At 68.4% G+C, this 12,855-nt stretch carries 8 protein-coding genes and 2 pseudogenes; 3 read left to right on the top strand and 7 right to left on the bottom strand.

What is annotated here, in order from left to right; translation table 11 throughout:
• The 4 genes and pseudogenes from K5L49_RS20750 to K5L49_RS19560 form a co-directional block, all read right to left on the bottom strand.
• On the bottom strand, positions 1-230 hold a 230-nt coding region (locus tag K5L49_RS20750; protein WP_374107699.1), incomplete at its 3' end, for a UPF0182 family protein.
• Positions 217-342: a UPF0182 family protein gene (locus K5L49_RS20745; protein ID WP_374107698.1), complete on the bottom strand. Its 126-nt coding sequence runs from the start codon at positions 340-342 to the stop codon at positions 217-219. The genes K5L49_RS20745 and K5L49_RS20750, both read right to left, overlap by 14 nt.
• A 145-nt stretch (positions 343-487) precedes the next feature.
• Positions 488-2,133: pseudogene (locus tag K5L49_RS19565) on the bottom strand (UPF0182 family protein); the annotation flags it as partial.
• A 188-nt stretch (positions 2,134-2,321) separates the two neighbouring features.
• Positions 2,322-3,461: a YlbL family protein gene (locus K5L49_RS19560; protein WP_223695202.1), complete on the bottom strand. Its 1,140-nt coding sequence runs from the start codon at positions 3,459-3,461 to the stop codon at positions 2,322-2,324.
• 135 nt (positions 3,462-3,596) lie between these two features.
• Between K5L49_RS19560 and K5L49_RS19555 the strand changes: the two genes are divergently transcribed.
• The gene (locus tag K5L49_RS19555; protein ID WP_223695201.1) at positions 3,597-4,955 is read left to right on the top strand and encodes a zinc-dependent metalloprotease; all 1,359 of its coding nucleotides are present in this window, start codon (positions 3,597-3,599) and stop codon (positions 4,953-4,955) included.
• A 68-nt stretch (positions 4,956-5,023) separates the two neighbouring features.
• Positions 5,024-5,788, top strand: a pseudogene (locus K5L49_RS19550) (TOMM precursor leader peptide-binding protein); the annotation flags it as partial.
• On the opposite strand, the gene K5L49_RS19545 reads toward K5L49_RS19550, so the two are convergent.
• The gene (locus K5L49_RS19545; RefSeq protein WP_263299539.1) at positions 5,763-7,526 is read right to left on the bottom strand and encodes an ATP-dependent helicase; all 1,764 of its coding nucleotides are present in this window, start codon (positions 7,524-7,526) and stop codon (positions 5,763-5,765) included. The pseudogene K5L49_RS19550 and the gene K5L49_RS19545 overlap by 26 nt on opposite strands.
• Positions 7,484-8,491: an NAD(+) diphosphatase gene (gene nudC, locus K5L49_RS19540; protein WP_223695199.1), complete on the bottom strand. Its 1,008-nt coding sequence runs from the start codon at positions 8,489-8,491 to the stop codon at positions 7,484-7,486. Before nudC ends, K5L49_RS19545 begins: the two co-directional genes overlap by 43 nt.
• Positions 8,492-8,553: 62 nt before the next feature.
• Between nudC and K5L49_RS19535 the strand changes: the two genes are divergently transcribed.
• Positions 8,554-9,630 (top strand): phosphotransferase, encoded by a 1,077-nt coding sequence (locus tag K5L49_RS19535; RefSeq protein ID WP_223695198.1) that lies wholly within the window; start codon positions 8,554-8,556, stop codon positions 9,628-9,630.
• Here the strand turns inward: K5L49_RS19535 and K5L49_RS19530 are convergent.
• Entirely contained in the window at positions 9,567-12,767 is a 3,201-nt protein-coding gene (locus K5L49_RS19530) for a UvrD-helicase domain-containing protein (protein ID WP_445158949.1), read from the bottom strand. The two genes, K5L49_RS19535 and K5L49_RS19530, sit on opposite strands and share 64 nt — an antisense overlap.
• Between the last annotated feature and the right edge of the window lie 88 nt (positions 12,768-12,855).

Below are 12,855 nucleotides of genomic sequence, written 5' to 3'. Positions count from 1 at the left end.
TCGGGTTGCTTCTGCCCGGCATCTGCAGCGTCAGATAGTACGGAGGCTGCTGGGGAGCAGCGCTCCCCGCGTCGGAGGTCGGGTCGTTCGGTGTCGTCAGGCAGATCGTCGCGCGAATAGAACGACCCGGCGTCGGTGACGTGGTACTGGCCGAGGACGGAACGCTGCACTTTGAACATATCGGCCGGTAGCGCACGTGGCTCATCAGCTGGGCGCTCAATATCGCTCATCGGCTTCACCGTGCTCGGGAAGATCTTCTCGCCAGGTCTTCAGCACCGGGTCTTTATCGTCCCAGGCGTAGAGCGTGACCGAGCCGTCGTAGGCATCGACCGTGGCCTTCACCGAGTTCCGGATGTAGTTGATGTCATCGAAGGCGTAATGCCGGCTTCGGCGTCTCGGTGTCGGCGATCGCGTCGCTGAGGCTGCCGACGTGCGAGTACGGGTACTGGTCGCTCGTCGTGTAACCGTCGACGACCCATTTCAAGCGCCCGTCCACGACCGTCGGTAGGCCTGGGAGTCGAGTGTGAGGTACGGCGCGACCTTCTGCACGCGCTTCACGGGATCGCGGTCGTAGAGGATCTGCGAGTCGTTGTTCACGGCGTCGGAGAGCACGATCTGCTCGTCCTGGAACTTCAGCGCATAGACGAGCCGCTTGAAGATGTTGTCGAGCTTCGGTCCGCCGTTGCCGTCGAACGTCGTGTACGTCTGCTGCGCGTCGCCCGCGCCGCCCGGGTAGTCGAGCTCGACGGGCTTGCCGCTCTTCGGGCCGCCCACGATCGAGTAGGCCGGCGACTGCTGACCGAAGTAGATGCGCGGTTCGTAGGTGCCGAGCGAGCCGGTGCTCGGGATGCCGGATTCGAGGAACACGGGCTGGCCGTCGCTCGAACGCTGGTTGCCGTACGCCGCGACGACGCCGTAACCGTGGGTGTACACGACTGTGTCGTTGTACCAGTTGCGGGCGCTGCCCAAACCGGACTGCTGCAGTTCGCGCACCGCGACGACAGCATCCTGGTCTTTTCCGTCGATGTTGTAGCGGTCGACGGCCAGGTTGTTCGGGAACGCGTAATACTGCTTGAACTGCTCCAGCTGGCGGAACGACGGGCTCACGACCGCCGGGTCCATGATCCGGATCTGCGCGGTGGTCTGAGCGTCTTTGCGCAGCGCGCCCTGTTCCGCCGTCGTCTTGGCGTTGAACGGGATGACGTCGATGTCGCTCAGCCCGTATGCGGCCCGCGTCGCGTCGATGCCGCGCTGCACGTACGGCGTCTCGAGCGTCTTCTGGCTGGGCTCCACCTGGAACCGCTGGACGATCCACGGATAGATCGCGCCCACGACGAGGGCCGCGACGATGAGGAGGGCTGTGCCGACGATCGGGAACCGCCACCGGCCGGTGAACGCCGTGGCGATGAAGAGGAGGGCGACGAACACGGCGACGCCGGCGAGGATCGCACGACCGGGGATCGTTGCGTAGACGTCGGTGTACGCGGCGCCGTTGATCATCCCGTTGACATTGGAGTCGGTCACCGTGGCGTACCGGTCGAGCCAGATGCTCACCCCCTGCAGCAGCAGGTAGATGCCGGCGATCACCGAGATCTGCACCCGCGCCGACTTGGAGATGCGGACCTCGCGGCCGCTGACCCGGATGGAACCGTACAGGTAGCAGGTGGCCAGCGTGGCGAGCAGGGCGATGATCACGACCGCGGAGGCGAATCCGACGGCGCTGCGGTAGAACGGCAGCGCGAACATGTAGAAGCCGATGTCGAGGTGGAACTGCGGATCGGTCTTGCCGTACGGGGTTCCGTCGATCCACATCAGGGTGGTCTGCCAGCGGCTGCCGGCGGAGACGCCGGCGAAGATGCCGAAGACGATCGGGATGCCGTACATCGCCAGACGCCGAAGCGGCTCGATCACCTGCTGGTAGCGGTCGAGCTGCGTGTTCAGCTTGGCGTAGACCGGACGCAGCCGGTATGCGAGCTGGATGACCAGCCACAGGGGCAGCGCCATGGCGAGGAAGCCGATGAAGAACATCACCCCTGCGGCGAGCCACTGCGTGGTGAGCACGTTGAGGAACCCGAGCTGCTGATACCAGAGAACGTCGGCGTAGAGTCCCGCAAAGACGAAGAATAGGATCACCAGCGCAACGATCACACCCAGGGTGATCCAGATGGCCGCCCTCCGGCGCCCGGGCGGTCGAACTGCGGCTGTTGCACTCACGTAATGGCCCTCATTGCTGTCGCGTGACAAGGTCAGGTTTCCATCCTATGCGCGCGTTCGCTTGGAGAACACCGACCGTCCTGGCCGACGGCGAGCCTATGAAGGTGCTATGAGGCCGGGCACACCGGCAGACCGGAGGTGCTGGAACCGGAACTCACTGCCTGCAGCACCTTGAGCGAGTCGTCGAGTGTTTTGACCGCGAAGACCTTGAGCCCGCCCGGGATGTGCCCGGTCACCTCGTTGCAATTCGACGCCGGAGCCAGGAAGTACTTCGCCCCGGCCGCCTGCGCCCCGAACATCTTCTGACGGATGCCACCGATCGCACCGACGTTCCCCTCGTTGTCGATCGTGCCGGTGCCCGCCACCCGTTTGCCGCCGTTGAGCTCGCCCGGTGTGAGCTTGTCCATGATGCCCAGCGCGAACATCTGTCCGGCGCTCGGTCCCCCGACGTTGTCCAGCTGGATCTTCACGTCGAACGGGAAGGTGTAATCCATTCCGGCGCCGATGCCGAGGACCGTCTGCCCCGCGGCCTTCACCGGTGTGAGCGAGACGGTCGAGGCGGCTCCGCCGCGCACGATGCCGATCTCCGCCGCCTTGTCCGTTCCGTTCTTCTCCACCAGGCTGCGCAGGGTGGAGATCCCGGGCACCGGCATTCCGTTGACACTCGTGATCTCGTCACCGACCTTCAGCACGGCGGCGGCACCGGTGCCTTTGACGATCTGCTTCACGGCGACGGCCTCGGGGAACTCATAGCCGAGCTTGTTGAGGGCCGCGGCGACCGCATCCTGCTGCGAATCGACCATCAATGCGGCGTTCTCGGCGTTGGACTGCTCGGTCGTCGTGCCGGGCGGGAAGACGACGTCGACCGGCAGAACGGCCTTGCTCGGCTGGAACCACGCCAGCGCGATTTCGAGCCAGTTCGGCCGCTGATCCGGGTCGCCGACGACCGAGACGGTGAGCAGATCGAGCGAGCCGGCCGTGGGGTAAGTGGTCTTGCCGGGGATCGTGATGAGAGGTTTCGCATCGCCGCTCGACTTCGAGCCGACCGGCTGATCGTTTCCGAGAGTGTTGAAGACCGGTCCCGGCTGCTCGATCACGAACGGCGCAGGAACCAGCGCGAGCACCAGCACCACCACGAACGCCACGGCGATCAGGGACCACCCGACGATCACACGCCGGGGCGGCGCGATGCGCTGCGGCTCCAGCCCCATCGGAGGACGGGGGTCGTCGTCGCTGAAGAGACTCACGCAGATACCTTTCGCTTGTTCGCCACGGGCGCACATTCCGACCACTGAGCCTAGGCCAATTCCCACCCGGCTCACCTGGATGACGGCTAGCGTAGATTCCAAGCCTGACAGCGGCACACACGAAAGAGGCACACGATGGCCGACGACCCCAACCTGGAACCCTTCGACCAGGAACCGGACGACGAATTCGCTCGGCTGCTTCGCGAATTCCTCTCCGGGAACTCGTCCATCGACCCGAGCCAGCTGGCCGGCGCCGCCGGACTCCCCAACGATCCCGCGAGCATCCAGCAGCTGATCGGTCAGCTGCAGAATGCCATCCGCAGCACCGACGGCGGCATCAACTGGGATCTCGCCCTGCAGCAGGCCCGCGATCTTGCCGCGAAAGACGCACACGCGGTGACCCCGGCCGAACGCGCCACACTCGATCAGGCCTTCAATGTCGCCGCGCTGTGGCTGGATGAAGTCACGTCGGTCGCCGAGCTGACGAGCCCGCCCCTTCTGATCGGCCGGGCCGAGTGGGCCCGTCAGACGATGCCCCTGTGGTCGCAGCTGGCCGAGCCCGTCGCCCTCAGCATTTCGGATGCGCTCACCCGTGTCCTCACCGAACAGGCGCCTGAAGAGATGCAGGGGATGATCGCCAACGCCGGCCAGGTGATGCGCTCCATCGGTGGCGCCCTCTTCGCAATGCAGCTCGGCCAGGTCGTCGGCCAGCTGGCCAAAGAGGTCGTCTCCGGCGGCGACATCGGCATCCCGCTGATGGCCGACGGCACCGCCGCCCTCATCCCGCAGAACGTCGCCGAGTTCGGCGACGGGCTCGACATCTCCGCCGACCAGGTGCAGCTCTATCTCGCCGTGCGCGAGCTGGCGCACGCACGACTGTTCCGGCACGCCAAGTGGCTGCGCCTGCAGCTGCTCACCCAGATCACGGCGTTCGCCAAGGGCATCACCATCGACACCGATCGACTCGAAGAGCTCGCCGAGGGATTCGACCCTTCGAACCCCGAAGAGTTGCGCGAGGCGATGGTGAGCGGTGCGCTCATCCCGCCCAAGACCGAGGAGCAGCTGGAGGCGCTCGCCCGCCTCGAGACGATGCTGGCGCTGGTCGAAGGCTGGGTCGACGTGGTCACGGCGAACGCGACACGGCTCCTTCCGAAGGCCGACGCGATTGCCGAGACCGTGCGCCGGCGGCGTGCCTCCGGTGGTCCAGCCGAGTCGGCATTCGCCACTCTGGTCGGTCTGGAGTTGCGACCCCGTCGGCTGCGCGACGCGGCCGCCCTGTGGCAGGCCGTCACCGACGCGGTGGGGGCCGACGCACGCGACGCGCTGTGGTCGCATCCCGATCTGCTCCCCCAGTCGACCGACCTGGACGATCCCTCGGCACTGGTCGCGCGACTTCTGGCGGCGGCGAACGGCGAGCAGCCTGAACTCGACGAGGTGGACCAGGCCCTGGAAGACCTGCTTCGCGGCGACACGGAGCGACCGACGGAAGAGTGAGCACGCCGCCCGCACGACCCTGTGGATAACTTCTGCGGGGTCCGGGCCGTCTGCGGCATGATGCCGGGATGACCTACGCACTCGACCCTCGCATCCACCGCGTCTGGCGCACCCCGCACATCCTTCAATTCGGTGTCGACCAGCCGCTGCTCACCCTGGTCGGGCTGAGCAACGCGGAGGAGAGGATGCTCGTCGCACTCGACACCGGGGTGACCCTCTCGGGACTTCGCATGGTGGCGCGACAGGCCGGCGGCCACTCACAGGAGGCCGACGGGCTGCTGCGGCGGTTGAGGTGCGTCCTCGCGCGGTCCGAGCCGCATCCGCCGACGCCGAGCGTGCTGCTCGACGGTCGCGGGCCGACCGCCACCCGACTGGCGCAGGTGCTGCGCGAGAGCGAGATCGAGGTCGTCACTTCGGCCACCCAGAAGAAGTCCGTCGACCCACCGGTGCGAGCGGCGATCATCGTCGCCTCCTTCGCGATCGAACCCGAACGCCACCGCCGGCTGCTCCGGCGGGACGTCCCCCACCTCGCAGTGGTCTTCGGCGATCGCCGCGCGCGGATCGGGCCGTTGGTCGAACCGGGCGACGGCCCCTGCCTCGGCTGCCTCGACCGCCGGCGCGCCGAGCAGAACCCGCACTGGACGGCGATGGCCACCCAGCTCGCCGTGCGCGACTCGGGCGCCGAGACCAGCATCGTGAGTGCGTCGGCCGCGGTGATCGCCGCCCGGACGGTGCTCACCCGCCTGCGCACCGGGTCGTCGGCGCTGCGCGACCGCAGCCTGCTCGTGGACTATGCGGACGGTGCGGTCACGGAGCAGACACACCGGCCGCACGCGGGGTGCGGGTGCCGAGCTCTGCCAGGAACCGGGAAGGCTGACGCGGCACCGAGCGGCCGGCCTGATTCCCCAGCTGCGACCAGCTCAGCCGAAGCCGGCGGCGCGCCCGCGTGATGCCGACGTACAGCAGACGACGCTCCTCGTCGATCTGCTCGAACGTCTTGGCATAGCTGATCGGAACCAGGCCTTCGTTGAGCCCGACCAGGTAGACCGACGTCCATTCAAGGCCCTTCGCCGAGTGCAGCGTCGCCAGGGTCACGGCCGAGAGCGTCGGCTCGTGCTGGCCCGCCTGACGCACCAGCAGCTCGTCGGTGAACCGACGGAAGGTCGTCCCGACCGGCGCGAGGTCGACGAGACCCATGATCGCGTTGAGCGACTCCCAACGGTCCCGCACGGCGCCGCGCGTCTCCGGCGGGTCCTGGCTCCACCCCAGCGAACGCAGAACGTCGCTGACCGACTTGAACAACGGTTCGTCGGCGATCGACACGCTTGCGGCGCGTAACGACATGATCGCCTGACGCACCTCGGGCAGGTCGAAGAACCGCTTGGAGCCGCGGACCTGATAGCTGATGCCGAGATCGCCGAGCGCTTGCTCGATCATCGCGGCCTGCACGTTCACCCGATACAGGATCGCGATGTCTTCCGGTTTCGCGCCGCCTGCGAGCTCGGCCGCGATCAACTGAGCGACACCGCGCGCCTCAGCCCGATCGTCCGGATAGGCGACCGGCTCGGGCACATCCGAGACCGGAGAAGCGTCAGCGGTCGACGCGTGCAGCGTCAGCGCGCCCTGCCGACCGCGCATGAGCCGGTTCGCCGCATCCACGACGTCCGCCGTCGACCGGTAGTTCTGCTCCAGCCGCACGACGGTGGCGCCGGGATGCGTCCGCTCGAAGTCGAGGAGGAACTCGCTGCGCGCACCCGCGAACGAGTAGATGGTCTGGCTGGCGTCACCGACGACGCACAGGTCGCGGCGGCCGCCGAGCCACAGGTCGAGCAACTGCTGCTGCAGCGGCGAGACGTCCTGATACTCGTCCACCACGAAGAAGCGGTACTGCTCTCGCACCTGCAAGGCGACGGCCGGTTCGATCTCGATCATGCCGGCACAGGCGAGCAGCACATCCTCGAAATCGAACTGTTTGCGCTCGTCCTTGAGATCTTCGTACGTCTGCTGAAGGAGCACGAGCTGCTCGGCCGTCAGATTCCCCGGGACGGTTCGCAAGGTGACGGCGCCCGCATATTGATCCACGCTGAGCCCGGAGACCTTCCGCCACTCCACCTCGGCGGCGACGTCTCGCAGGGTCGCCGTGTCGACTTTGAGGCCCAGCCGTTCTGCGGCGTGCCCGAGGATGCGCCCCTTGCCGTCGAGCACGCTCGGCAGCTGCCCACCCACCACCTGCGGCCAGAAGAAGTTCAGCTGGGCCAGCGCGGCGGAGTGGAACGTGCGAGCGGCGACACCGCCGGCGCCCAGCTGACGCAACCGCCCGCGCAGTTCGGCAGCGGCACGGTTGGTGAAGGTGAGAGCCATCACGCGATTCGGGGCGTATGCGCCGCTCGCGACCCCATAGGCGATCCGGTGGGTGATCGCCCGGGTCTTGCCGGTGCCCGCACCGGCGAGGATGCACACCGGGCCGAGCAGCGCCTCCGCGGCCACCCGCTGCTGCGCATCCAGACCCGCCAAGAGGTTCTCCGGGGTCACGGCACCACCGGCGGCTCGTCGAGCGGGCCGCCGTACCAGTCTTCGATGAGCGCGCGCGCGATCGAGGAACGACCGGGCAGGATCACCTGCTCCCGTGCGGCCCAGATCTCGGCCCGGCTGAACCACCGGAGGTCGAGGATCTCCTCGCCGTCGGGGGTGAGCGCATCCGGCGCCTGGTCGGCGGCAAGCCGAGCGGAGAACCCGACCATCACCGACGCCGGGAACGGCCACGGCTGTGAGCCCTTGTACTCGGCGTCGACGACGCGGACGCCGGCCTCTTCGAAGATCTCGCGCTCGACGGCCGACTCGAACGACTCCCCGGGTTCGACGAAGCCGGCCAAAAGCGAGAAACGCGACTGCTCCCACATGGCGTTCGAGCCCAGCAGCAGCCGATCGTCGTCGTCGAGCACGCTCACGATCACGGCCGGATCGGTGCGCGGGAACACCTCCGAGCCGTCTTCGAAGCACCGGCGAACCCATCCGGCCTGTTCGACGACGGTCGGGGTGCCGCACCGCGGGCAATTCGTGTTCGACGCATGCCAGTTCGCGATCGCCAGTGCCTCGGTGAACAGCCCGGCGTCACGGTCGCTCAGCGCCGTGGCCACCGCTCGCAGATTCCCCCACCGCCCCGGGTCGGGTTCGAGCTCGGACGCGGCGGCGTCGGTCAGCACTTCGAGCACGACCGCCATGCCTGCCGGCTCCGTCTTCGTGGCGACGAGCGTGCGGCCGAGGTAGACCCGCACCAGCGCCGCCGACACCCGCTCGACAGGCAGCAGATCCAGCTCGGCCGTTCCCGGTGCCGAAGCGCCCCAACCGTCTGCCGCGGGCGCGGCCGCCTCGACGCTCGCCGGCGTCAGAAGGGCGAGCCCCTTCCAGAGGGCGAGCACTCGCGTGGTCGGCTCCTCCCACAGCTCGTCGAACAGTGCCGGACGCGACCGCGAGACATGGTCGCGGTCGACCTCGTGGCGCGAAAGCGGCAGCGAAGTGAGCGGGAACGACGACATAGGGGTCCTTTCAAGGCGTGGCGAACGGCCCGCGCGGGGGAAGTCCATTTAACCTAGGGGTCATGGCCAGATCCCATCTCACTCTAGCCGCGCTGGCCACTTCGGCCGTCGCCGAGCTCGAGGTCTCCGGCGCCCGCAGCTACAGTCTGGGCGGGGCGGCCGAGTTCGACTCTGCGCTGCTGAGCGCGCGCGACGGACAGACCTACATCATCCGCGTCCCCACGTCCCAGACGGCGGAGACTGAACAGAGCGCCGACCTGGTGGCGTTGCGGGCACTCACCACCGGCATCCGCAGCCGACTCCCATTCGACGTTCCGACTTATCTCGGTCAGACCCCCATCGGCGGAACCCGGGCCGTCGTCTACGATCTGCTGGCCGGTCACCACATCGAGGCCGAAGAGGTGCCTCCGGGCGACGGGCTCGCCGGGTCGATCGGACACGCCATCGCCGCGATCCACACGCTGCCGACCAATTTTGTCGGAGAGGCCGGCCTGCCGTCGCTCAGCGCGGTGGAGTGCCACACCTCGACGACCGCGCTCATCGAGTCGGCCGCCTCCACCGGCCTGCTCCCGAGCGCATTGCGCGACCGCTGGCGGGATGCATCCGCTGACGCGAGCCTCTGGCAATTCCAGCCGACCGTCATCAACGGCGCGCTCACCGCCGACTCCCTCCTTGTCGAAGATGAGACCGTAACGGCCGTGCTCGGCTGGTCAGCCCTGCGTGTGGGCGACCCCGCCCGCGATCTGCATTGGATCCTCGCGATGAATCCGGATGCGGCCGAAGGCGCTCTCGGCGCCTATGCTGCGACGCGTCAGGTGGCCACCGACCGCCAGTTCACGCAGCGCGCGATGCTCTACGCCGAACTCGAGGTGGCGCGCTGGCTGCTGCATGGCCGCGAGGCTCGCGACCAGTCGATCGTCGACGACGCCGTCGAGATGCTCGACGGTCTCGTCGACCGGGTGCACACCAACTCGGCCACACCCCTCGCCAACGCCACCGGGCCGATCATGGCGATCGGCGACGTCGAGGCGATGCTCGATCGCACACCCGGCGACAAGAACGCGCAAAGCTACGGTCACGCCGGCGGCATGAAGCCTGTCATCGACGACCAGAGCGACCGCAGCTCCTCTTCGGAGTAGAGCCGCTCGGGTCGCACCACCCTGTCGTCGGCGACGAAATAGAACACGGCGTCGATCGATTGCGGATCGATGCCGGCGTAATGTGCGAACGCCAGCCGGTAGAGGGCGAGCTGCAACTGCTTGCGTTCCAGGTCGTCGGCATCCTTCGGCGCCTTGCCGGTCTTCCAGTCGACGATCTGATGCGTGTGCACCCCGTCATCGGCCGGATACACCGCGTCGAGCTTGCACACCACGACCTGACCGGCCAGGGTCATCTGGATCTCGATCTCGACCTCATTCGGCCGGCGATCCGCCCAGGCGCTCGCGGCGAAGGTGCGCTGCAGAGCGGCGAGCTCCTCGGTCTCGAGCGCCTCGCCTGCCGGGTCGTCGAGTTCCATCGCGGCGGCGTCGATCACATCCGATCCGCCGCCGACGGTGCCAAAACGCTGCTCGACCCAGCCGTGGAAGAGGGTGCCGAGCCTCGTCTGCCGGTACGGACGCTCCGGCATGGGGCGCCGCAGTGCCGCCGCCACCGCGCCCGGATCGGTCACGTAGTCCTTGAACCGGGAAGCCGGGATGCGCGTGGGCAATTCGACGAGCTCGACCGCGTCGGCGCGGCGCGCCCGCTCGGCCAGCAGCAGATCGATGTCGTGGGAGTAGACGCCCCCCTTTCCGGCACGGCTGTCGAGCGCCGAGCGAACGGCATCCGCGGCGGCCAGCACCCGGCTCCGACGGGTGCCGAGCGGATCGAGGGGCCAGGAGACGGTCTGCGCATCGGCGGCGAACGGGTTCTCCTCAGGGTCGTCGCACGGCGGGAAGGCGTCGGCCGGCAGCTGGCCTGCTGCCTGGAGTTCGAGCAGATACGCGCCGGGACCACGGGGACGGGTCTGCGTCGACCAATACGACCCGCTCAGGAGCAGACTGGCCCGGGCGCGGGTCACGGCCACATACACGAGCCGGCGCTGCTCGGCGGCGTGGCGCTCGACGATCTCGTCTTCGAACGCCTTGACCGCCTCATCCACATCCTTCTGCGCCTCGGCCGTACGCCAGGCCAGCAGCGGGAGCTCGGTCGCGTCACCCCGGAATTCGTAAGGGAGAGCGCCGAACTCCAGCCAGCCCTTCTTGCTGCGAGGCCCGCCCGGCAATTCGCCGTCGACCATACGGGGCACCGCCACCACATCCCACTCCAGCCCCTTCGAGCCGTGGATGGTGAGGATCTGCACTGTTCCGGGTTCCGGCTCCTCGCTGCGCGGCGCGAGGTTGTCACGACGCTCCGCCTCTGCCAGCCAGGAGAGAAAAGATCCGAGCGTCGCCTGGTCGTCACTCGCGAGATACGAGGAGACCTGCTCGGCGAACGCGTCGAGACTCGCCTGGCCGAGCTGCGCTGTCTCGTTCGCCGCCACCTCGATGTCGAGCAGCAACTCCTGCTGCACCAGCGTCACGAGATCGAGCAGGTCGAGGCCCACCCGGGAGCGCAGGTAGTCGAGCTGACGACCGGCCGCGCGCATCCGTTCGAGGCCGGCCTCGCTGAACCCGGCGAGCTGACGGTGGGATTCCGGCGCCTCCACCACGAAGTCGAGCGCGTCGACGAGGGAGGCGGACTCCTCGCCCGCCACCGACTGCCGCAACCGCTCGCGCACCGCCGGTTCGAGCTCCTGGAAGCGGTGGTCGCGCGCCGCGAGCCAGGAGGCAACGCCGCGCAGCGCGGCGATGTCCTTCGGTCCGACCCGCCAGCGCGCACCGGCGAGAACCCGGATCAGCTCCGAGCCCGCCGTCGGATCGTGCATGACGCGCATCGCGCTCACCAGGTCTGCGATCACCGGCTGCTCCAGCAGTCCGCCGAGACCGAGCACGTGGTAGGGGATGCCGCGCTCGGCCAGCGCCGAGGTGAACGGATCGATCTTCTTCAGCGAGCGGCAGAGCAGGGCCGCACTCGGCGGTCTGCCGTGCTCATCGCGTCGGCGCAGCCTCTCCCCGAGCCAGTCGGCCACGGCACCGGCCTCCTCGGCGACGGTCTGTTCGAACCGGGTGTGCAGCTCGCCCTCTTCCACACCCGGCCGTGCGCCCAGGCGCTCGACCGGAACCGGTGACCCGGCCGAGAGCGGCGCCACGAGCACGTTCGCCGCGTCGAGCACGCGCGTCGGGTTGCGCCAGCTCGTCGACAGCGCGTACTCGGCCGCAGCCCCACGCGCGCCGGCGAAATCGAGAGAGAAGCGACCGAGATTGGCAGCACTGGCCCCGCGCCAGCCGTAGATGGACTGGTGCGGGTCGCCGACGGCCATCACGGCCTGACCGCCGAACAGCGTCGACAGGAGGCGGGTCTGGACGACCGACGTGTCCTGGTATTCGTCGAGGAGGATGACGCGGTAACGCTCCCGATAGTCGGCCACCACCGAGGGCAACCGCTCGCTCACCGTCAATGCCAGGGCGACCTGGTCGGAGTACTCGACGAAGCCCCGTCGCACCTTCTCTGCCGCGAACCTCTCGGCGAGATCGAGGAGCGGCGGAAGGGAGCCGACCACGGCGATCGCCGACCGCACCGAGGCGTACAGGTCTTTGACACGGCCGCTGCCGGTCGGCAGCTCGCCGAGGGCGGAGAACCGCTCGGTCATCCGCTCGACATCGGCCGCCACGACGACGTTCTCGCTCAGCGACCGGCTCAGCGAGATGACGGCGCTCGTCAGCACGTCGACGCTCTTCTCCAGCTCGACGAGGCGGTCGTCGGTGCTGGCCACGACGAGACGACGGCCGAGCTGCCAGGCCGACGCCTCGCTGAGCACGGCCGACTCCGGCTCGCGCCCGATCAGCATCGCGTTCTCGCGGAAGATCGCGTTGGCGAAGGCGTTGTACGTGGCGACGGTCGGCGCGTCGAACGGGTCGAACTCGATGTCGGTGAGACCGGAGGCGACGAGCTGCTCGATGCGTTTGCGGATACGCAGTGCCAGTTCGCCCGCGGCCTTGCGGGTGAACGTCAGACCGAGGATCTCGGAGACGCCGACGTGCCCGTTCGCCAGCAACCAGACCACGCGGTTGGCCATCGTCTCGGTCTTGCCGCTCCCCGCGCCGGCCACCACGATGGCCGGCGCCAAGGGCGCCTCGATGACCGCCTGCTGCTGCACGGTCGGGCTCGGCAGCCCCAAAGTCTGTGCGATCACCATCGCGCTCAGCCGCCCCCGCTTCGGCGTGAGGTCGTCGTCAACGGTGCTCGCGGAGAGGTCGAGTGTCAGCTCGTCGACACCCCACTCG

This window comes from Leifsonia poae, assembly GCF_020009625.1.
GTDB classification, from domain to species: domain Bacteria; phylum Actinomycetota; class Actinomycetes; order Actinomycetales; family Microbacteriaceae; genus Leifsonia; species Leifsonia poae_A.
The sequence above is the reverse complement of the archived record's forward strand: the minus strand, read 5'-3'. Positions and strand labels throughout refer to the sequence as shown.